Source organism: Micrococcus sp. FDAARGOS_333 (genome assembly GCF_002206575.2).
Lineage (GTDB): Bacteria > Actinomycetota > Actinomycetes > Actinomycetales > Micrococcaceae > Micrococcus > Micrococcus lylae.
In genome coordinates, this window is sequence record NZ_NJFJ02000001.1 from 508,381 (window position 1) to 528,679 (window position 20,299).

General features: G+C 70.0%; 16 protein-coding genes, 1 tRNA gene and 2 pseudogenes. 13 read left to right on the forward strand and 6 right to left on the reverse strand.

The annotated features are described in order from the left end of the window. Position 1: 1 nt before the first annotated feature. Together pstA and pstB are read left to right on the forward strand one after the other, a co-directional pair. Positions 2-1,090, forward strand: coding sequence for a phosphate ABC transporter permease PstA (pstA, locus tag CEQ11_RS02375; RefSeq protein WP_088478859.1), 1,089 nt, complete (start codon positions 2-4; stop codon positions 1,088-1,090). 91 nt (positions 1,091-1,181) lie between these two features. After that, positions 1,182-1,961 (forward strand): phosphate ABC transporter ATP-binding protein PstB, encoded by a 780-nt coding sequence (pstB, locus tag CEQ11_RS02380; protein ID WP_088477634.1) that lies wholly within the window; start codon positions 1,182-1,184, stop codon positions 1,959-1,961. A 211-nt stretch (positions 1,962-2,172) separates the two neighbouring features. Here the strand turns inward: pstB and CEQ11_RS02385 are convergent, their stop codons facing one another. The 3 genes from CEQ11_RS02385 to CEQ11_RS02395 all read right to left on the reverse strand — a co-directional run bounded on the left by CEQ11_RS02385 (position 2,173) and on the right by CEQ11_RS02395 (position 4,692). Next, complete coding sequence (locus tag CEQ11_RS02385) at positions 2,173-3,198, reverse strand: inorganic phosphate transporter (RefSeq protein WP_088477635.1); 1,026 nt, start codon at positions 3,196-3,198, stop codon at positions 2,173-2,175. Between the two features lie 10 nt (positions 3,199-3,208). Next, complete coding sequence (locus CEQ11_RS02390; protein WP_088477636.1) at positions 3,209-3,835, reverse strand: hypothetical protein; 627 nt, start codon at positions 3,833-3,835, stop codon at positions 3,209-3,211. 182 nt (positions 3,836-4,017) lie between these two features. Then, complete coding sequence (locus tag CEQ11_RS02395; protein ID WP_088477637.1) at positions 4,018-4,692, reverse strand: hypothetical protein; 675 nt, start codon at positions 4,690-4,692, stop codon at positions 4,018-4,020. 107 nt (positions 4,693-4,799) lie between these two features. Between CEQ11_RS02395 and CEQ11_RS02400 the strand changes: the two genes are divergently transcribed. The 5 genes and pseudogenes from CEQ11_RS02400 to CEQ11_RS02415 all read left to right on the forward strand — a co-directional run bounded on the left by CEQ11_RS02400 (position 4,800) and on the right by CEQ11_RS02415 (position 8,788). After that, positions 4,800-4,872 (forward strand) — tRNA-Lys (locus CEQ11_RS02400). A 578-nt stretch (positions 4,873-5,450) separates the two neighbouring features. Then, positions 5,451-5,870 carry a hypothetical protein gene (locus tag CEQ11_RS12670; protein ID WP_127913442.1) on the forward strand — a complete coding sequence of 140 codons (420 nt, stop codon included), beginning with the start codon at positions 5,451-5,453 and terminating at the stop codon, positions 5,868-5,870. Between the two features lie 104 nt (positions 5,871-5,974). Further along, the gene (locus tag CEQ11_RS02405; protein ID WP_070639062.1) at positions 5,975-7,198 is read left to right on the forward strand and encodes an IS110 family transposase; all 1,224 of its coding nucleotides are present in this window, start codon (positions 5,975-5,977) and stop codon (positions 7,196-7,198) included. A 44-nt stretch (positions 7,199-7,242) separates the two neighbouring features. After that, positions 7,243-7,578 (forward strand): hypothetical protein, encoded by a 336-nt coding sequence (locus tag CEQ11_RS02410; protein WP_102957474.1) that lies wholly within the window; start codon positions 7,243-7,245, stop codon positions 7,576-7,578. A 314-nt stretch (positions 7,579-7,892) separates the two neighbouring features. Next, positions 7,893-8,788: pseudogene (locus CEQ11_RS02415) on the forward strand (IS5 family transposase). Between the two features lie 86 nt (positions 8,789-8,874). Here CEQ11_RS02415 and CEQ11_RS02420 read toward each other — a convergent pair. Together CEQ11_RS02420 and CEQ11_RS02425 are read right to left on the reverse strand one after the other, a co-directional pair. Further along, positions 8,875-10,215 (reverse strand): D-arabinono-1,4-lactone oxidase, encoded by a 1,341-nt coding sequence (locus CEQ11_RS02420; RefSeq protein WP_088477639.1) that lies wholly within the window; start codon positions 10,213-10,215, stop codon positions 8,875-8,877. Further along, positions 10,212-11,468: an alanine racemase gene (locus tag CEQ11_RS02425; RefSeq protein WP_227718691.1), complete on the reverse strand. Its 1,257-nt coding sequence runs from the start codon at positions 11,466-11,468 to the stop codon at positions 10,212-10,214. The genes CEQ11_RS02420 and CEQ11_RS02425 overlap by 4 nt, the downstream gene beginning before the upstream one ends. Before the next feature lie 51 nt (positions 11,469-11,519). Between CEQ11_RS02425 and CEQ11_RS02430 the strand changes: the two genes are divergently transcribed. Both CEQ11_RS02430 and CEQ11_RS02435 read left to right on the forward strand, forming a co-directional pair. Beyond that, positions 11,520-12,233, forward strand: coding sequence for an alpha/beta hydrolase (locus CEQ11_RS02430; protein ID WP_088477640.1), 714 nt, complete (start codon positions 11,520-11,522; stop codon positions 12,231-12,233). Positions 12,234-12,387: 154 nt separating this feature from the next. Beyond that, positions 12,388-13,392, forward strand: coding sequence for a hypothetical protein (locus CEQ11_RS02435; protein WP_127913443.1), 1,005 nt, complete (start codon positions 12,388-12,390; stop codon positions 13,390-13,392). Between the two features lie 102 nt (positions 13,393-13,494). Here CEQ11_RS02435 and CEQ11_RS02440 read toward each other — a convergent pair whose 3' ends face one another. After that, on the reverse strand, positions 13,495-14,787 hold the full coding sequence (locus tag CEQ11_RS02440; RefSeq protein ID WP_227718692.1) for a DUF445 domain-containing protein: 1,293 nt from the start codon (positions 14,785-14,787) through the stop codon (positions 13,495-13,497). Between the two features lie 231 nt (positions 14,788-15,018). On the opposite strand from CEQ11_RS02440, the gene CEQ11_RS02445 reads away from it, so the two are divergent. The 4 genes and pseudogenes from CEQ11_RS02445 (at position 15,019) to CEQ11_RS02460 (ending at position 20,247) form a co-directional block, all read left to right on the forward strand. Then, positions 15,019-15,975: a glycerophosphodiester phosphodiesterase family protein gene (locus tag CEQ11_RS02445; protein ID WP_088477643.1), complete on the forward strand. Its 957-nt coding sequence runs from the start codon at positions 15,019-15,021 to the stop codon at positions 15,973-15,975. Positions 15,976-16,076: 101 nt separating this feature from the next. Next, positions 16,077-16,331 (forward strand): annotated as a pseudogene (locus CEQ11_RS02450) (ABC transporter substrate-binding protein); the annotation flags it as partial. Between the two features lie 312 nt (positions 16,332-16,643). After that, positions 16,644-17,996 carry an Nramp family divalent metal transporter gene (locus tag CEQ11_RS02455; RefSeq protein WP_088477644.1) on the forward strand — a complete coding sequence of 451 codons (1,353 nt, stop codon included), beginning with the start codon at positions 16,644-16,646 and terminating at the stop codon, positions 17,994-17,996. Positions 17,997-18,315: 319 nt separating this feature from the next. After that, positions 18,316-20,247, forward strand: coding sequence for a BCCT family transporter (locus CEQ11_RS02460; RefSeq protein WP_227718693.1), 1,932 nt, complete (start codon positions 18,316-18,318; stop codon positions 20,245-20,247). Positions 20,248-20,299: the final 52 nt, after the last annotated feature.

The following is a 20,299-nucleotide window of genomic DNA, read 5'->3' on the forward strand; positions in this document are numbered from 1 at the left end:
GATGGCCGTCCTGGCCGGAGCCCTGGCGGTCGCCGCCGGGCTGACCTTCCTGCTCACCGGCGGAGGCTTCTCCGTCGGGGGCTTCGCCGTCCTGCTGGGCATCCTCTACGTGGTGGGCATGTACATCGTCGACCACTTCCTGGAGACGAGGCGCCGCGCTACGGACAACCTGTGGCGCAACCTGGTCTGGGGGACCTTCCTCATCGCCCTGGTCCCGCTGGTCTCCGTGATCTGGTCTGTGGTGGGCACCGGCCTGCCGACCCTGGTCACTCAGCCCCACTTGCTGCTGTTCGACATGGCCGGTGTCACCGGCGCGGACGACGCGGCCTACGCCGACGGCGGCTCCCCGGCCGGCGGACTGCCGGGCGGCTTCGTCCACGCTCTGATCGGCACCGTAATGATCACCTTGATCGCCACCGTGATCTCCGTGCCGATCGGCCTGCTGACCTCCATCTACCTGGTGGAGTACAGCCGGGACAACTGGTTCTCCCGCGCCATCATCTTCTTCGTGGACGTGATGACCGGCATCCCCTCGATCGTGGCGGGCCTCTTCTCCTTTGCGATGATGCAGGTCGTCATGGAGCGCATCCTCGGTCCGGGCCCGGCGGCCATGCAGGCTGTGAAGATGGGCTTCTCGGCAGCCATCGCGCTGTCCGTGCTGATGATCCCGGTGGTGGTCCGCTCCACCGAGGAGATGCTGCGCGTGGTCCCGAACGAGCTGCGCGAGGGCTCCTACGCGCTGGGCGTGCGCAAGTGGCGCACCATCTTCAAGGTGGTCCTGCCGACGGCGATCTCCGGCATCGCCTCCGGCGTCACCCTCGCGATCGCCCGTGTGGCCGGTGAGACCGCGCCTATCCTGGTGACCGCGGGCTACGCGATGAACATCAACTGGAACCCGTTCGACGAATGGATGACCGCCCTGCCGGTGTTCATCTACCGTCAGCTCGTGGCACCGACGTCCCCGACCGCCACCGACCCGTCGCTCCAGCGTGCATGGGCCGCGGCCCTGGTCCTCATCGTGATCGTCATGGGCCTGAACCTGATCGCACGCGTGATCGCCAAGGCGTTCGCCCCGAAGAAGGGCCGCTGACCGAGGCCGGTGCGGAGCCCACCGCTCCGCGCCGGCCCTTCGGCCCCACAGACTCCCGCTCCACAGCGACTCCCCAGAAGGAAAACCGCACATGTCCAAGCGCATCCAGGCCAACGACGTCGACGTCTTCTACGGCAAGTTCAAGGCCGTCGAGGGCGTGAACATCGACATCTCCCCCCGCTCCGTCACCGCCTTCATCGGTCCGTCCGGCTGCGGCAAGACCACCTTCCTGCGCGCCATCAACCGCATGCACGAGGTGCTCCCCGGCGCCCACGTCGAGGGCTCCCTGCTGCTCGACGGCGAGGACATCTACGCCCCGGGCGTGGACCCGGTGGCCGTCCGGTCGCAGATCGGCATGGTGTTCCAGCGCCCGAACCCGTTCCCCACCATGTCCATCCGGGAGAACGTGCTGGCCGGCTACAAGCTCAACGGCACCCGCCTGAGCCGTTCCGAGGCGGACTCGATCGTGGAGAAGTCCCTGCGCGGCGCGAACCTCTGGAACGAGGTCAAGGACCGTCTGGACAAGCCGGGTTCCGGCCTGTCCGGCGGTCAGCAGCAGCGCCTGTGCATCGCGCGCACCATCGCCGTGTCCCCGGATGTGATCCTCATGGACGAGCCCTGCTCGGCCCTGGACCCGATCTCCACCCTCGCCGTCGAGGACCTCATCAACGAGATGAAGGAGAACTACACGGTCATCGTCGTCACGCACAACATGCAGCAGGCAGCCCGCGTGGCGGACAAGACCGCGTTCTTCAACATCGCGGGCGTCGGCAAGCCGGGCAAGCTCATCGAGTATGACGAGACCAACGTCATCTTCAACAATCCCTCGAACCAGCAGACCGAGGACTACGTCTCCGGCCGCTTCGGCTGATCGGCGCCGCCTCCCCTTCGGGAAGCACACCACGACGTCGGCTCCGTCGCCCTTTTCGAGGCGACGGAGCCGTCGTCGTCTCCCTACCGTCCGGAGGGCCCACCCTCCGCGGTTCGAGGGGCAGACACGGGGTTGAGATCGCAGAACATGGCCGTGTTGTATCCCCAAAACGGCTGGTCGGTCCCCGAAACGGTCGGCGCGGCGGTACTGCCTAGGCGAAGACGAGGACGCCGCCGGCGAGGATGAAGGACAGCACCAGGCAGACGGCCGGGGTGGCGAGCCACCACAGGAAGACGCGGGCCAGCTGGCCCCAGCGGACGGAGGCGAAGGTCTGGTCCTGGCCGGCGCCGACGATCGAGGCGACCGTCATGTGGGTGGAGGACATCGGCATGTGCAGCAGCAGCGTTCCGAAGAAGAGCCAGGCGGCCGCGGTGCCGGCGGCCACGGAGGCGCGCAGCGGGTCCAGCGAGACGAGCCGCTCGGTCAGGGTCCAGGAGATGCGCCAGGCTCCGCCCAGGGTGCCGATCGCTGTGGCCAGGGCGAACGCGCCCGCGCAGGCCCACAGCTGTGCCGGAGGCAGGGCCGTGAGCTCGGTCGCGCCGGCACTGGCCAGGGCCAGGGCCCAGAGGATGCCCATGCGCTGGCCGGTCTGCATGCCGTGGCCGAACGCTGAGGCGGACGTGGAGATCGCCAGGGCGAGCCGGGCGCGGTGCTGGACGCGGACGGTGGAGCCGGTGGTTCCGAGCCGCAGCAGGGGACGGGTCAGCAGACGCGCGAAGGCCCAGGCGATGAGCGGGGAGATCAGCAGGCCCACGAGCAGCTCCCACTGGACGAAGGATACGACCTGCTCGATCTGATCGCTGCCCACCGTCAGGTGCGCGGCGATCGTGGTGCCCCAGAGGGCGGAGATCAGGGAGTGCGTGGTGGATCCGGGGATGCGACGCCACCACATGAGCAGGCCCCAACCGATCGTGACCAGGATGGCGATGCCGGTGGTGGCCAGGCCCGGCCAGCCGTTGGTCTCCGGGTGCAGGAAGAACGCCGCGTAGAACGTCATCAGGGTGGTGCCGAAGAGGACGCCGAGTGCCTTCATGGCGGCGGTGAGCTGCAGGGAGATGCGCGGGGACAGGGAGCGGAAGCGGACCGCGAGGGCCACGGAGTTCGGGGCGTCGCGGAAGCCGGTGAGGACGCCGAGGCCGCAGATGGCCACAAAGCTCAGGGTGAGGCCGAGGAGCACGGTGGCGGCCTCAGGACTCGCGCACGAGGACGGCGCCGAGGTGCGTGTTCACATCGCGCAGGGCCTCGACGGCGGACTGCAGCGCCCAGGCGACCTCGCGCCGCCGGTTGAATTCGCGTTGCAGCAGGTCCTCGCCGAAGGAGGCGAGCCACTGCACGAGCACCCGGTCCGTGCGGCGGGAGGCGCGGGTGAGCTGGATCCAGGTCTCCTCCAGAGCGTCCAGGTCCCGGAGCTGCTCGGTGGCGTCCGTGAGCAGCTCGGACTGGCGGCCGATGGTCTCCAGCGTGTCCAGGGCCTCGGCCGGCAGGTCGTCCATGCGACCGTGGTGCACCAGGAAGCCGGCGGCCACCACCCGCTGCACGGCGTGGTGGACGCCGGAGGCGAGCAGGTACAGGTCCTCGCGGGGCAGGGGGGTGACGTAGACGCTGCGCAGCGCCGTGAGGAAGGCCATGAGGGAGGCGGAGGCGGAGGCGTCCAGGTCCGCGAGGTCGCGGTCCACGGCGTCGCGGGAGGACCCCTCGGAGACGGGGGACTGGGCCACGACGTGGACGGAGCGGCCGAGTGCGCCGGCGAGGTCCGCCATGTGGATCAGGGCCGGGGTGTCGCGGGTGGTCAGCCAGGTCCGGCGCTGCGCCATGGGGCCTCTCCTGACGGGTCTCGGGCCGGCGGCCCGGCGGCTGCCGGCGCCGTCCGCGGCCGGTGTGGGTGCGGTGGAAGGGGGGGCGCGGTGCCGGACCGGGAACGCCTCTCGGCGGATGGCCGCTCGCAGCGGCAGAATGTTGGAGCCCGGGGTTACCAGCAGCCCGGCACCGCTACCTGTCAGTCTAGCGATCCGTCACGCCAGCCACGAGCCGAGTCCTCGAGTGCCTCCGCGGTGCCCAGCAGCCGCTCGGCACGGCGCGTGAGGCGTACGGCGTGTTCGGGGGCGGCGATCTCCAGGTCCACCGCGTGGCGGGTCTGGCCGAGGGAGACCACACGGGCGTAGGCGGCGGCGCGCTCGAAGGCCACGTCGATCTCGGCACGGTAGGCACCGGTGAGGATCGTGGTGGTCAGGCGGCGCAGCTCCTCCGGCCCGGGTGGCTCGACGGCCCCGGCGACGGCGCGGGCCACGTGGGCGTCATGGCCGGCCCGGTACCAGGCGGCCCAGGACTCGCCGTCCCGCGCGGTGGCCTCGTGCAGGGCGTAGAGGCGCCAGAGCGCCCCGGCCAGGGAGACGGCCGGCGCGTCCGCCCAGAGCTCCGCCACCGTGGCGATCCCCACCTCCTCGACCAGCCCGATGAGCCGCTCGACCACCTGCGGGTCGTCCTCCGTCTGCCCGCCCGTGACGAGGGCATGGGCCAGGCGGGAGGCGGCGGCGGAGACCTCGGCCGGGTCCTCACCGCCGGCGAACCGGGCCAGCTCGTCCGGCGTGGACATCCGCGGACGATGGTGGCGGCCCGGCCGGGACGCGGTCGAGCTGGCTCCCCGTCCGGAGGCGGCGCGGTGGACGGCCATGGGCGGACTCCTTCTCACGATCGTGGGCGGGAGCCCCACGGTACTCTCCCACGGCGGGCCGGTGCCCTGCGGTAGGCTCGAGAGGCCCGGTGCGAGCGCCGGGCGACGGGCCTTTAGCTCAGCTGGCAGAGCATCGGACTTTTAATCCGCCGGTCGCGGGTTCGATCCCCGCAGGGCCCACAGTAGACAGTCCCTGACCTGGCCTGATGTCAAGTCAGGGACTGTCTTTATTGTGGGCCGTGGGTTTCGATTCGCCCTTTACCCACCCGATTCACTCGAGGGAGCCTCCGTCGCGTCGCGTCGCGGTCCGGGTCCTCCCAGAGGCTGGCCAGGGCCGCCGTCATAGCCGCTGTCTCCGGAGCCTCGGTCCGGTAGGGGGCCCGCTTCAACGCCACGGCCCTGACCAAGTTCCCGACTTCCATCGGCTTCACCGGCGACGTCTGGTGTCGCGTGGTGATGCGTCTGGACGCGGGCGCCACCCCTGGATCAGGTCGTGGCCACGGTCGACGTTCCGACCGTCCAGGCCGTCCACGAGTGAGCGCACACGTGGCTGGCCGTGAACGGCGGGGCCCGACTGCCGCCCCCACCTGATTGGCCCCACCGGCGCCCACGTGGCCCATCGCCCCTCACCGGGTGGCGGGGACGCGGCGCGAGTGCCCTGGGATGCCCCATGGGCAGGCTGCACCGGGCCGCCGCTGAGTGCCTGGTCACCTCTAGAGTGGGCGCGAGGTGTCAGATTGATCACTACAGTTACTAGGGTGACTGACATCTACTTGTACGCCGATGAGACTGGCAACCTCGACTACGCGTCTGCGGGCAAGCAGGGCGCGACTGACTACTTTGGCTTCGGCACTGCTGTCTTCAAGGGAGACCACGGCGCCCAGTTGATGGAGGGGCTGAAACTTCGAGCGAGGCTTGCTGGACAGGGAATCTCGCTGGACAACGGGTTCCATGCCGTAAACGACTCCCATGCAACTAGGGATGAGGTTTATGGGATCATCGCTGGTCAGGCCCCTCGCTTCGATGCCGCCTTCCTCCTCAAGGCGAATGCCCGTTACCTTGTGAGCACCCCCGAACGTCGGGGGTCTGGTCGCTCGGCCGGGTATGGCTCTGTTGCCCTGCCATCAATGGTCCGGGGGGTGTTGCCGCCCGGTCGAGAGACACGCGTTGACCGCTGATAGGGACACGGCCCACCAGCTGGTGAGGTCTCTTCGTAACGTGGGTGCCGGCATCGGGTGTCAAGACTGCGACCAGTAGTGATGCTCCAAGGAAGGACAGCATCATGGAAACCAGATTCGCGGTCGTCATCGGCCTAGACGTCGGGAAGACTGCCCACCACGCGTGCGCGCTCGACCCGGACGGGAACAAGCTGTTCGACAAGCCTCTACCGCAAGACGAGGCCGAGCTCAGGGAGCTGTTCACCAGCATGCAGGCCCATGGAGAGGTGCTCATGGTGGTCGACCAGCCCAACACCATCGGGGCACTGCCGATCGCTGTGGCCCGCGACGTCGGCTGCACCGTCGCCTACCTTCCCGGGCTAGCGATGCGCAAGGCAGCGGATCTGTATCCGGGCAGGTCAAAGACCGATGCGCGCGATGCGTTCATCATCGCTGACACAGCCCGCACCATGCCCCATACCCTCCGGCAGGTCGATCGTGACAGCGAGGTCCTCTCCGCGTTGAAGGTCCTTGCCGGCTTCGATGAGGACCTCGCCCACGAGACCACCCGGGCACTGAACCGGATCCGATCTCTGCTCACGCAGATCCACCCCTCGCTCGAGCGCATCTTCGCCGGCGGCAGCCTTTCAACAGCGCTGGTGCTGGATCTGCTGGAAAAGTTCGGCGGCCCCACTGGGTTCAAGAAGGCTGGGCGGAGCAAGGTTCTGCGCTTCGCCCGTTCCCACTCCCGCCGCGATCCGGAAGCACTGGTTGACCGGATCTTCACCGCTTTGGGTGAGCAGACCGTAGTGGTGCCGGCGACCACAGCAGTCGAGCTCGTGATCCCCCGAGTCGCTGGTCAAGTCAAAGAACTGAAGGAACAACGGGCGACCGTGGCGCAAGAGGTCGAGGCCATGCTGGAGGACTTCCCTCTCGCCTCGGTCTTGATGAGCATGCCGGGGATCGGCATCAAGACCGCCGCTCAGATCCTCCTGACCATCGGAGACGGCTCAGCGTTCGAGACCCCAGGCCACCTCGCGGCCTATGCCGGAATCGCGCCGGTCACGCGAAGATCCGGGACCTCGATCCGTGGTGAGTTCCCGGCTCGTTCGGGCAACAAGCGGTTGAAGAACGCCCTTTTCTACTCGGCCTGGGTCGCCTCGAACTCGGACCCGCTCTCCAAGGCCTACTACGACCGCAAACGCGCCGAGGGCAAGCGCCACAACGCCGCCGTAATCTGCCTAGCCCGCCGACGCTGCAACGTCATCTTCGCGATGCTCCGCGACGGCACCTACTACCAAGCCCCAGAACCCGCCCCTGCCCCCGAGCCAGCCGCCCTCGCGGCTTGACTCGCAACATAGGGACACCCCCCCGTGTGAAGGCCCAGGGTGAGATGCGCCTGTACAAGTTGGCGTGGTTTCTGCACTTCAAGGAGATCGCCCGCCGAGTCTCGAACCGCAACGACCACCTCTATGTGATCGCGGGGACGTTCGGCACCAAGGAGCGTAAGAAGCAGGCGGAGATGGCGATCAGAGACGTGTGCAACCAGGTCGATCGTGATGTCACTCTATGCGTCTGGAGTGCGGCCAGTTCGTGGGGACTCCAGGTCGCCGACTATGGCCTCTGGGCGACCCATCGCGACCTCACCGGGAAGCAGAATCACTGGTTCGACCTGCACGTAGCGCCGCACCTGGAGACGAACTTCCATCCGTGGGGAAAGTTGCCCTGAAAGGTTAAGACCGGCTATCCCCCTTGGGGGGAAGAGACCCCCTGGGTCTCTTGTCGCCGGTGCCACAAGTTAAGCACACTCGGCTGCTGGAAGTCCACCCATCCCTAGTCTTCCCCCGGGGCATGGGACGGTGTGTAGTCCGCCGCGATCCGTGAACCGCCCACCTCTTACCCGCCTGAGTCGTCCGGAAACAACGTGTTCCGACAGTGCCTCTAATGGAGGATAGTGAACTGGTCCCCGTTTCTTGGACCGTTAATTGGAGGCTAGGGCGTGTCTGACAATGAATCCAGGGGCCGGCTGACACCCTGGAGCGCATGTCCCGGTTCCAGATGCTCTCCGATGCCCAATGGGAGTTGATCGCTCCGATGCTCCCGGCCCGCACCGGTAGGCGGGGCCGGCCGTTCGCCGATGCCCGCACGATGGTCGAGGCCATCATCTACCGGTACCGGTGCGGGATCGCCTGGCGGGACCTGCCTGAGGTCTACGGGCCCTGGCAGAGGAGTGTGGACCTGGCACCGGCGCTTGGCCGAAGAGGGCACCTGGGATGCGGTGCTGGCGAAGCTGACCGCCGCCGCGGATGCCGAAGGTCTGATCGACTGGTCGGTCTCGGTGGACTCCACGATCGCCCGCGCGCATCAGCACGCCACGAACATCGCCCGCCACATAGGGGGATGGGTCGAACTACAAGAATCCGCGTGAGGAGCCGGCCGATCACGGCATCGGGCGCTCCCGTGGCGGGCTGAGTACGAAGATCCATCAGCTCGTGGACGGGACCGGGCTGCCGCTGGTCAGCCTGATCACCCCTGGCCAAGCAGGAGACTCGCCCGTGCTGCTGCCGTTGCTGGAGCAGCTGCGCGTGGCCCGCCCGGCAGGCCGGCCCCGCACCCGCCCAGACGCGCTGCTGGGCGACAAAGCGTACTCATCACGGGCGATCGGCACTCATCTGCGCGCCCGCGGGATCAAGGCCGTCATCCCCGAGCCGTCGGACCAGCAGGGCCACCGCAGACGCCGCGGCTCGGCCGGCGGCCGACCCGTTGGCCTCGATGCGGTGGCCTACAAAGGCCGGAACGTCATCGAGCGCCAGTACGCGCATCTGAAGCAGTGGCGAGGGCTGGCTACCCGGTATGACAAGTACGAGATCGTCTACCGGGCTGCCGTGGTGCTCAACGCGGTGCTCGCGTGGTCCAAACGATTATCAGACACGCCCTAGGCCACGAGGGCCTGAGCCCGGTACTCCACCGGGCCCAGGCCCTCGAGTCGTGTATGGACTCGGGCCGTGTCCGCGCTTCGGGGGCGTCAGGGTCCGAACAGCCGGTCCACGTAGGCGTTGGTGAAGACGCGCTGCGGGTCCACGGCGTCGCGGACGGCGCACCAGTCTGCGTGACGCGGGTAGGCCTGCGCGGTCCAGGCGGCGTCGCGGGTGTTCATCTTGCCCCAGTGCGGGCGGCCGCCCAGGGAGACGAACAGGTCCTCGACCTCGCGGAAGTAGTCGGTCGGGTCCTCACGGTGGTAGCGGTGCACGGCGATGTACACGGAGTCCCGGCCGTGCGCGGTGGACAGCCAGACGTCGTCCGCGGCGGCGGTGCGGACCTCCACGGGGAAGGAGACTCCGCGGCCGTCCCGGAACATGCCGGCGCAGATCTCGCGGAGCCCGGCGAAGGCCTGCTCGAAGTGCTCCAGCGGCATCGCGTACTCCATCTCCGTGAACCGCACGGAGCGGTTCGCCGCGAACACGTTGTAGGAGATGTCCGTGTAGGTGCGCTGGTCCAGGCCGCGGCAGGCGATCCCGTTCAGCACGGGCACGGTGCGCGGCACGGCGGCACCCAGCCGGCACATGAGCTCGTAGGCGCCGTTGGCGAGCAGCCCGTCCATGACCTTCGTGCGCAGCGGCGGCAGCGGGTCCAGCCCCGAGCCGAGGGGAAGGCGGGTGTTCAGCTTGGTCAGCCCCAGGCCCGTGCCCGGGAACCAGTAGAACTCGTGGTGGTCGGCGGTGCGGGAGCGCTCCTGGAAGCGGCTCACGGTCTCGTCGATCGGTTCGGCTCGCTCCTCGGCGCGCAGCAGGAATGACTCGCACACGGCGAGCTCCACCTCGGTGACCACCCCGAGTGCTCCCAGGCTCACTCGGGCGGCCTCGAACAGTTCGGGCTCGTGGGCCGCGTCCACGCGGCGCAGGCGGCCGTCCGCGGTGAGGATCTCCAGGCCCGCGACCATGCCGGAGTAGCCGGTGTGCCCGAGGCCGGTGCCGTGGGTGGAGGTGCTGATCGCTCCGCCGACGGTCTGCCGGTCGATGTCACCCATGTTCGCCAGGGCGAGCCCGTGGGCGCCGAGCAGCGGGCCGAGCGCGGACAGGCGCGTGCCGGCGCGCACCCGCACCCGACCTGCCTCCCGGTCGATCCCCGTGAGGCCGGTCAGCGCGCCGAGGTCCAGCTGCACGTCGTCCGTGGCGGCGACGGGGGAGAAGGAGTGTCCGGCTCCGATGGGCTTCACCCGCCCGCCGCGCGCAGCCGCCTGCTCCACCACCGAGGCGAGCTCCTCGACTCCGGCGGGACGGACGACCGCCGACGGCGTCCACGACTGGAACCGGCACCAGTTGTGGGCGGTGGGGCGGGTCGTCGTCCCTGCTGACGAGGCGCTCACAGGAAGACCTTCCCCTCGCCGCGGTAGGTGGGCCAGACGTCCACGATCTCGTCCTCCACGCGGCAGTAGACGGCTACGGCGGACAGGTGCTCGGCAGGCTCGCCGGCCTTCGCGTGGCGGAAGAACACCGGGTCGCCGAGCTTCATCCCGCGGGCGGCCGTGCCGCGCAGCGGGGTCTGCACCTCGCCGGCGCCCTCCTGCCCGGAGAGGGACAGGCCCTCCGGCCAGGCCACGGTGGGGGACCGGTCCGGGCCCGGCACGCCGGAGGCGATCCAGCCGCCGCCGGTGACGGTGACGGTGGTCGGGTCGGTGCGCCGTGCCACCGGGCAGATGAAGAAGCTCGCGGGGCGGACGGTGAAGTGGGCGAAGGCGTCGAAACTGGCTGGCCCCATCAGGCCGGAGCCAGCGCCGACCTCGGTGACCGCCCCCTCGGCGACCGTGGACTCGATCGAGCCGGTGCCGCCGCCGTTGACGAACTCCAGCTGCACGCCGTGGCGGGCGGTGACCTCGCGAATCGCCTGCACCATCTCCACCCGGCGGCAGGCCAGGTCCCGGATGGAGGCGGCCTTGATGCCTCGGATCGCCAGGGAGCGGGGTCCGCCGCCCTCCGGCAGGCCGGCCACCTGGCCCTCATAGGCAAGCACGCCCACCAGGGAGCAGCCGGGGGCGCCGAGGATCTTCTCCGCCATCACGCGCGCCTGTTTCGGGGTCTTCACGGGTGAGCGGAGGGCGCCGACGCGGAGCCAGGGCACGGCGGTCGGCTGCCAGGCGGCGTCCAGGTCCAGGCAGAGGCGCAGCGGCGGCATCTCGCCGGTGGACTGGGAGGGGTGCAGGCCGGCCTCGCGCTGGACCTGCTCGATCAGCTCGAGGTGTTCGGGCGAGTCCACCGCCACGGTGATCGCGGCGCGGGCCTCGGCGGAGCGGACCCAGGCGCGCAGGGCCGGACGGTCCACGGTGGGGTAGGCGACCAGCAGGTCCGTGTGGCCGCACTCCTGCAGCCACAGGGCCTCGGCCAGGGTGAAGGCCATGATGCCGGAGAAGCCGTCCTCGCCGAGGGCGGCGTCGATGGCCTTGCGGATGCGCAGGGACTTGGAGGCCACGCGGATCGGGGTGCCGGCAGCGCGCCGGGCCATGTCCGCGGCGTTGGTGCGGAAGGCGGTGATGTCCAGCAGGGCGAGGGGCGCAGGGGGCAGCTCGTCCTGGCTGCGCCGGAGCGCGGCGACGTACGCCTCGAAGGGGGGCTGCTGCGCCACTGCAACGGTGGCCGGGGCTGATGTGTGCCGTGTCACGGCTACGATTGCACCATGTCCGGGACAGCCCTGCCACCGTCGGAACGCCTCGCCACCGGAGTCCACGCGCTCTGGTCCCGCCCCGTCACCGAAAGGGACGGCACTGATCTGGTGCTCGTCTTCCACGGCTACGGCACGAACGAGCGGCGCGCGGGTGCACGCTTCTTCCCGATGCTCCCCGAGCGCTGCACCGGGCTCGCCCTCCGCGGCGGCCTCGAGATCGACGCCGGAGCCACGGAGGGACTGCCGGACGACCCGGGCGCCTGGGGCTGGTTCCTGCTGGACCTGAGCCTGAAGGGCGAATTCTCCCAAGTCCTCGCCGCCGTGCACCGCGTCTACGACGTCCTCGCGGACGAGGCCGTGACCCGCCACCGCTTCCGGTCCGTCTCCGTGCTCGGCTTCTCCCAGGGCATGGCCATGGCGACGACGGCCATCCGGGTCCGTCCCGAGAGCTTCGCCTGCGGTGTGGGGCTGGCCGGCTTCGTCCTCCAGGACGCCCTCCTGGAGACCCTCGACTCGCCTCCGGAGGGCCCCGGCCCGCGTCCCTTCTTCTGGGGTCGGGACCCGGACGACCCCGTCATCAACGACGGCGCGATCGCCTACACGGACCACTGGGTGCAGGAGCACACCCGGCTCACCGCCCGCACCTATCCGGGCATCCTGCACTCGGTCGGCCCGGAGATGGGCCGGGACGTGAAGATCTTCCTGGAGCACGCGCTGGCCTCCTGAGGCGTGCAGGCCCGGCCGGTGCGAGCCGGGAACGCCCGCCGCACAGCAGGCGCAGGCCCCGTGGCGGGCCTTGCCCTCCGGTTCGTCACGCCCTCAGCGCACAAGGTCCCTCAGCCCTCTGCCGCGCGCCGGCCCGGGCACTACTGTGGCCGCCATGGCAAAGAACTCCACGCTCGGACGCCTCGCCGGTGGGAAGGCGATGAACGTCGCGATGAACAGTGCCTTCGACAAGGACGGCAATCCGACCGACGGCTTCCAGAAGGCCGTGCAGCGAGCCATCAGGGTCCAGCGCCCGCTCGTGCTGGCCAACATCCGCCGCCTGCACCGCAGGCACCCGGACGAGTCCCCCGCGCAGATCGCCGACCGCCTGACGGATCAGTACCTGCTGGCCGTCACCGGCGCCGGGGCCGCTGTGGGCGGCACCGCGATCATCCCGGGCCTCGGCACGGTGGCCGCGCTGGGACTGTCCGCCGCCGCGGTGGTGGGCTTCATGGAGACCACCGCCCTCTACGCGCAGTCCATCGCGGAGCTGCACGGCATCTCCACGGACGACCCGCAGCGCGCCGAGGCACTCGTCATGGCCGTCATGCTCGGCGAGGACGGCAGGAAGATGCTCCGAGACTTCGCCGCCGGCCAGCGCGGCGGCATCGTGCCGGGCGGGGCCGCGAACCCCACGGGCCTGTCCGCGCTCATGGGGATCGGCGCCCAGGGCAGCATGTCCGAGCTCTTCTTCCAGCAGATGAAGAAGAAGTTCATGCGGAAGATGCTGGTCCGCCAGGGCGCCGGATTCCTGGGCCGCGCGGTCCCCTTCGGGGTGGGCGCCGTGATCGGCGGGGTCGGCAACCGTGCCATGGGCAAGGCCGTGGTGAAGTCCGCGCAGACCATGTTCGGCCCGCTCCCGGCCGCCCTGCCCGGTGAGGTGGTGCATCCGACCACGGACCCGGAGCAGGACGAGCAGGAGCTCAAGGTCCTCGAGGAGAAGGCCCGGAAGGAGCTCTCCGGCCAGGTGGACTTGGAAGGCGATCCGATCGCCTCCCCGATGGACGCCGGGCCCGCCGAGGGCGAGGGCAAGGACGAGGACGAGGGCGAGGGCAAGGACGAGGGCTTCGTCGCCGGCCTCAAGGGCCGCTTCGTCCGCAGGAAGGACAAGAAAGCCTGACGGCCGGTCCCCGGCACCACCGCCCGGGCAGGCGCCTGCGGAAGGGGACGACGACGGACACCCGCCGTGGCTGTGCGTCGTGCCCCTCCCTCGTGTCCGGGGCTAGAGCAGGACCGTGGCCAGGGTGTGGATCACCAGGCCGGCCAGGGCGCCCACCACGGAGCCGTTGATGCGGATGAACTGCAGGTCCTTGCCCACGAACAGCTCGAGGGTGCGGGCGGTCTGCTCGCCGTCCCAGCGCCGCACGGTCTCCTCGATCACGCCGGTCAGCTCCGGCCCGTACTCGGTGAGCGCGGAGGCGGCGGCCTGACGGGCCAGACCGTCCACGCGGTCCCGCACGTCCGTGTCCTCCTCGAGACGGCCGCCGAGGTCTCGCAGCCCGTTCACGAGCGCACGGTGCAGGTCCGAGGAGGTGTCCTCGAGCGCCTTCAGCAGGGACTCGGACAGGCCGTTCCAGGCGCGGCGCAGCCAGTCCCGCAGGTGCTCGTCCGCGAAGAGGCTCCGCTTGAACCGCTCCACCGACTCCCGGGTGGCCGGGTCCGCGCGCATGCGCTCGGCCACCTGGGCCAGCCACTGGTCCACGGCACGGCGCGCCTCATGACGCCGGTCCCGGCGGATGCCGGCCAGATACTTGAGCAGCTCGGCGTGCAGGCGCTCGGCCAGCAGCCGGTCCACCAGGTCCGGGCTCCATTCGGGGGACCGCTTCTTGACGGTCTCCACGAACACCTCCGGGTGGGCGGCGACCCAGTCCCCGGTGTTCTCCACGATCAGGTCCACCAGGGTGTCGTGGTGGCGGCCGGCCAGCACGTCCTCCAAGACCCCGGCGAGCGTGGGGGACCAGTCCGGTTCCACCATGTGCCGCTGCACGAGGTGGCCGAGCAGGTCCTGGATGACCTCGTCGTCCGCGGCCGCCATGGCCTGGCGCGCCACGGCGGACACCTGGACGGCCACGCGGGCGGCGTTCTCCTCCGTGCGGAGCCAGCGGCCCAACGGCGCAGCGACCTGCAACCCCTCCACCTTCTCCCTGGCCACGTCCGAGTCCAGGAAGTTCTCCTGTACGAAGTCCTTCAGGGCGGAGCCGAGCTGGTCCTTCTTCCGTGGGATCAGGGCCGTGTGGGGCACCGGCACCCCCATCGGGTGGCGGAACAGGGCTGTCACCGCGAACCAGTCCGCGAGCGCGCCCACCATGCCGCCCTCGGCTGCGGCGCGCACATAGGACAGCCACGGGTGCTGCTCCTGCAGCACGAACGCGATGACGAACACGACCGCCAGGAAGACGAGCAGGCCCGTGGCCACCGCCTTCATGCGGCGCAGGTCCCGGGCACGGGAGTCGACGGCCGGATCGACCCCGGCCATGCCGAGGGCCGGAGTGCCGGAGGCGGGGGGCAAGGTCACTGCGGGTCTCCTGGGAAGAGGTGGTTCCGCCGGCCGCAGGCGGCGGCGAGACGGGCGGAGAAGGCGGGGGCCGTCGTCGGGAAGGAGGTGCTCCGACCCGCCGGCGACCTGCGATGACGACCATTGAACCAGCCCTGCCGGACGCCGTGGGCCCGAGTGTCCGCCGTCCCGTGGCCGGGGGCATGGCCTGCGTTCACCGCCCGTTCGTCCCGGGCTCGTAGCGTGCACGGCATGACACCGCTGGTGATCGCCCACCGAGGCGCGTCCGCCGACTACGCCGAACACACCCGCGCCGCCTACCTGCACGCCCTCGCCGTGGGCGCGGACGGTCTCGAGTGCGACGTCCGCCTGACCCGGGACCGCGAGCTCGTCTGCTGGCACGACCCCACGGTGGACCGGTGTTCGGACGGCAGCGGGCCGATCGCCGAGCACACCCTCGCCCAGCTGCGCCGTCTGGACGTGCACTCCTGGCATCCGGCGTCCCTGCCCGCCGCCTACGGCCGGGCGCGGGACCAGCTGCTGCGCTTCGCCGATCTGCTCGAGATCGCCGCAGCCGCCGGACGGCCTCTGCGCCTGGCCGTCGAGCTCAAGCACCCCTCCCCGTTCGGGCACGAGCTCGAGGAGCGCGTGCTCGCCGAACTCGTGGCCCACGGCTGGGACCCGGAGACCGGCATGCTCGGCGCTGTGCAGGTGTCGTTCATGTCCTTCGACCCCGGCTCCCTGCGGCACCTGGCGCCGATGGCCGGGCCGGACGCCCTCTGCGCCCTCGTGGACGTGGACCCGGAACCGGCAGCCTCCCGCCTGGCCCGCGGCCCCGTCACCCGGGTGGCCGTGCGCGCCGCGATGCAGCAGGCGCTCGCCGGCTGCGAGGCCCTCGTGTGGGGCGGCGGCACCCAGCTGGCCGGCCCCTCCGTGGCGTATGTGCGCCGTCACCTCGCGGACGTGAAGGCCTGGACTGCCGCCGGGCGTCGGCTGCGCGTGTGGACCCCGGACCTGCCGGAGGACGTCGCGTTCCTCGTCTCCCACGGGGTGCACGAGCTCACCACCAACCGTCCGGGAGCGGTACGGGAGCAGCTCGCCGCCGAGGCCGCCGGGGCTGCGGCGTCCGTGGGGGTCCGGCAGGGGCGTCAGAGCAGCCCTGCCCGCAGGGAACATGCCGCGGGCCTTCACCCTTCGCGCGGAGTGTGAGTATGATCACGGGCAACCCCGGGGCGTGATCAGCGCCACTCGGGGGCCGCTCGCGCCGACATGGAGGCGCCAAGCACGCACGTAACGCCAAGCGCCGTTTCCTGGCCGCCGCGGCCGTCACCGCGTCCGCAGTCCTCGTCCTGGCCGGCTGCGCCGAGTCCCAGCGCGGGGACAACACCGGCGGAGGAACCGACGGGGACGTGGACAGCACGTTCATCTTCGCCGGCTCCTCGGACCCGAAGACCCTCGACCGGGCCTTCGCCCAGGACGGCGAGTCCTTCCGCGTCTCACGGCAGATCTTCGAGGGACTCGTGGGGGAGAAGGTGGGCACTGCCGATCCGGAGCCCCTGCTCGCCTCGATCCCGGGCAATGAGCTGGGGATCTCGGTGGAGGCGGACGGCACCCACGTCTGACCCACCCACTTTCGTTCGGGAAACCGTCGCGTTCCGGGGCGCTTTCGTTCGGGAGACCGTCGCGTTCCGGGGTGCCTCCGGACCTTCGCCCGTCGGGTCGTCCCCGGTCGCACACGACGACGGCGCTCGCCCGGCGCCGTCATCGTGTGTGACGTACACATCGCTCATAGGTGACGCGGTCTACTCTCTACTGTCACCACAGCGCCCCGGGTCCGCCGCAGGCGGGCCCGCGGACCACAGAGAGAGGGGAGCCGCATGGCTTCGCACAGTCGCGTCGACACCGCGCACCCGGTGCACAACCCGGACATCGTCGGGTTCACCGAGGCCGAGATCAACGAGCAGCCCGTCAAGCCGAAGTGGAACTCGCTCGGCCCCGGCATCGTCGCCGCCGCCACCGGCGTGGGCGCCGCGGACCTGGTCGCCACCCTGACCGCCGGCTCCCGCTACGGCTACATGCTCATGTGGGCCGTGGTGCTGGGCGTGATCCTGAAGATCGTGCTCGTCGAGGGCACCGGCCGCTACTACCTGTCCACCGGCAAGACGATCTTCCAGGGCTGGCGCACGCTCGGGGCCTGGACCACCGTCTACTTCGCCCCGTACATCCTCGTCTGGGGCTTCGTGTACGGCGCCACCGCCATGTCCTCCACGGCGCTGCCCCTGGCCGCCCTGTTCCCCGGTGTGGACGCCAAGGTGTTCGCCATCGTGGCCGGCGTGATCGGCCTGAGCCTGGTGTGGCTGAACAGGTACCGCCTGATCGAGACGCTCATGACCGTGCTGATCGGCGTCATGTTCGTGACCGTGCTGCTCTCCGCCGCGCTGACCGTCCCGAACGTGGGCGCGATCCTGGCCGGCCTGGTCCCGCGCATCCCGTCCGGCGATCCCGAGGTCATGTTCTACGTCCTCGGCCTGGCCGGCGGAGTGGGCGGCACCATCACCCTCGCGGCCTACGGCTACTGGCTGCGAGAGAAGGGCTGGAACGTCCCGAAGTACATGAAGGTCATGCGCTTCGACAACGCCACCAGCTACATCCTCACCGGCATCTTCGTGATCGCCACGATGATCATGGGCGTGGAGCTGCTGCACTCCGCGGGCATCGCGATCTCCTCCGGAGACAAGGGCCTGCTGGACGTCGGCACCGTGCTGGCAGACCGCTACGGCCAGGCCTGGGCCACCGTGTTCCTGGTCGGCTTCTTCGCCGCGTCCTTCTCCTCGCTGCTGGGCGTGTGGCACGGCGTCTCCCTGATGTTCGCGGACTTCTGGGCGAACTTCCGCAAGCCGGCCGACCAGCTGGACCAGGACGACGCCCCGTCCCTGTCCTCCGCCCCGGCCCGCTTCTTCCTGCTCTGGATCACCTTCCCGCCGATGATCCTGCTGTTCCTGGACCGCCCGATCTTCCTGATCCTGCTGTACGGCACGCTCGGCGCGCTGTTCATGCCGTTCCTGGCGGTGACCCTGCTGTTCCTGAACAACTCGAAGAAGGTCCCGGCCCGCTTCCGCAACGGCTGGGTGAACAACATTCTGCTCGGCGCCACCACCGCGATCTTCCTGGTGCTCGGCGCCAACGAGCTCTACAAGGCCCTGCAGCCGCTGTTCGAAATCCTCGGCTGACACCCCGAGCACTTTCGTTCGGGAAACCGTCGGGTTCCGGAGCACTTTCGTTCGGAAGACCGTCGGGTTCCCGCGGAACCCGGCCCTCCCGACGACGGCACTCACCGTGCCCAGGTGCGTGCCGTCGTCGTCCCCCGCCTTTCCAGCCGACCTTCGGGCGCTCCATGTGGGGCCGGCGGAGGCGGCCGCAGACAGACCCTGCACAATAGAGGCGTTCATCACACTCCAGGAGAGGACCTGCGTCATGGACGGGAACCAGCCCCACGACCGATCGACCGCGCCGCCGGGGGAGGGGAGCAGGCCAGGGCGCGGTCGGCTGATGCCTGCGAAGTTCATCGAGGAGGTCACCTACCCGCACGACATCCACCCGGCCCTGGTGCCCGGCGTCTCCATCGAGGACCAGAGGGTCCGCTATGGCCTGGACAAGGCGATCATCGGCGTCGTCGGCGTGCTGGTGGTCGGCTTCGTGGTCTGGGGCGTGCTGCAGCCGGACGTGGTGCTGGAGGCCTCGACCACCGCCCTGAACTGGGTCATGCAGAACCTCGGCTGGGTGTTCTCCTCGCTGGCGATCGGGATGGTCCTGTTCCTGCTGGTGCTGGCGTTCTCCCGCTACGGCGGCATCACCCTCGGCCTGGACGGCGAGAAGCCCGAGTACTCCACCGCCTCCTGGGCGGCCATGCTCTTCGCCGCCGGCATCGGCATCGGCATCATCTTCTTCGGCCCCTACGAGCCGCTGACCTACTACCTGTCCCCGCGGCCGGGCGCTTACGAGCCCGCCTCCACGGAGGCGATCACCGGCGCCATGGCGCAGGCGGCCCTGCACTGGGGCATCAACGCCTGGGCCATCTACGCCATGGTCGGGCTGGCGGTGGCCTACGTGTCCTACCGGCGTGGCCGCGTGCCGCTGATGAGCTCGATCCTCATGCCGCTGTTCAACCGCGGCGACGACCCGAAGTCCTTCGGCGCCCGGCTCATCGACTCCCTGGCGATCATCGCCACCCTGTTCGGCACCGCCGCCTCTCTGGGCATCGGTGCCCTGCAGATCGGCCAGGGCGTGCAGATCGTCACCGGATGGTCCACGGAGGGCAACGCCGTGGCGATCGGCATCATCACCCTGCTGACCATCGGGACCGTGGCCTCCGCGGTCTCGGGCGTGGCCCGCGGCATCCGTTGGCTGTCCAACATCAACATGGTGCTGGCGATGGGCCTTGCGCTGTTCTTCTTCGTGGCCGGACCCACCGCATTCCTGTTCAACGTGATCCCCGGCGTGATGATGGAGTACGTCGGCTCCTCGGCGGACATGCTGGGCGCCAACATGGCCCAGGGCGAGGACATGCAGGCATTCCTGTCCTCCTGGACCACCTTCTACTGGGCCTGGTGGGTGTCCTGGGCGCCGTTCGTGGGCGTCTTCGTGGCCAAGATCTCCCGTGGCCGCACCATCCGCCAGTTCATCCTGGGCGCACTGTTCATCCCGTCGGCCGTGATCATCCTGGCGTTCACCGTGATCGGCGGCACCACCATCTGGCTGCAGCACACGAACGGGTCCATCGCCCCGGACGGCACCGCTGACTCTCTGCCGGCCCCGGCGGAGATCTTCTGGGTGGTCATCGACCAGCTGCCCGGCGGCGGGCTCGTGGCCCCGGTGGTCATTCTGATGCTCGCCGTCTTCTTCATCACCACCGCGGACTCCGCGTCGATCGTGAACTCGCAGCTGTCCCAGGGCGGCGACCCGTCCCCACGCCGCCTGGTCACCGCATTCTGGGCGGTCTGCATGGCCGGCATCGCCGTGGTGATGCTGCTGACCGGCGGCGACACCGCGCTGTCCGGTCTGCAGAACCTCATCACCATCACCGCGCTGCCGTTCTCCGTGGTGATCGTGCTGATGGCGATCGCGCTCTTCCGCGAGCTGCAGCATGACCCGCAGGCGATCCGAGAGCACTACAAGGACGAGGCGCTGGAGAAGGCGGTCCGCCTCGGCATCGAGGACCACGGTGACGACTTCACCCTCGCGGTGCAGCCGGTGGCCGCGGACAGTCCCTACGCCGTGGGCGGCGACTTCGACTCCACCGCCGCCGAGGTCACCGACTGGTACCAGCGCAGGGATGAGGACGGCAACGAAGTCGCCTACGACTACGAGACCGGTGAGTATCTGGACGAGGACTCCGCCGGGCAGGGTCACGAGGACCGCGAGGACGGGCCGGCGACCGACCCCGCCGACCGTCACGACGACGGCCCGGCACCCCGCACCTGAACCCCCGCCCCGGCGCTTTCGTTCGGGAGACGGTCGGGTTCCTGGGCGCTTT

Coding starts and splice junctions, on each gene's coding strand:
- pstA (WP_088478859.1), top strand. CDS start 2: ATGGCCGTCCTGGCCGGAGCCCTGGCGGTCGCCGCCGGGCTGACCTTC.
- pstB (WP_088477634.1), top strand. CDS start 1,182: ATGTCCAAGCGCATCCAGGCCAACGACGTCGACGTCTTCTACGGCAAG.
- CEQ11_RS02390 (WP_088477636.1), bottom strand. CDS start 3,835: ATGGCGCAGCGCCGGACCTGGCTGACCACCCGCGACACCCCGGCCCTG.
- CEQ11_RS02395 (WP_088477637.1), bottom strand. CDS start 4,692: ATGGCCGTCCACCGCGCCGCCTCCGGACGGGGAGCCAGCTCGACCGCG.
- CEQ11_RS02405 (WP_070639062.1), top strand. CDS start 5,975: ATGGAAACCAGATTCGCGGTCGTCATCGGCCTAGACGTCGGGAAGACT.
- CEQ11_RS02410 (WP_102957474.1), top strand. CDS start 7,243: ATGCGCCTGTACAAGTTGGCGTGGTTTCTGCACTTCAAGGAGATCGCC.
- CEQ11_RS02430 (WP_088477640.1), top strand. CDS start 11,520: ATGTCCGGGACAGCCCTGCCACCGTCGGAACGCCTCGCCACCGGAGTC.
- CEQ11_RS02435 (WP_127913443.1), top strand. CDS start 12,388: ATGGCAAAGAACTCCACGCTCGGACGCCTCGCCGGTGGGAAGGCGATG.
- CEQ11_RS02445 (WP_088477643.1), top strand. CDS start 15,019: ATGACACCGCTGGTGATCGCCCACCGAGGCGCGTCCGCCGACTACGCC.
- CEQ11_RS02455 (WP_088477644.1), top strand. CDS start 16,644: ATGGCTTCGCACAGTCGCGTCGACACCGCGCACCCGGTGCACAACCCG.
- CEQ11_RS02460 (WP_227718693.1), top strand. CDS start 18,316: ATGCCTGCGAAGTTCATCGAGGAGGTCACCTACCCGCACGACATCCAC.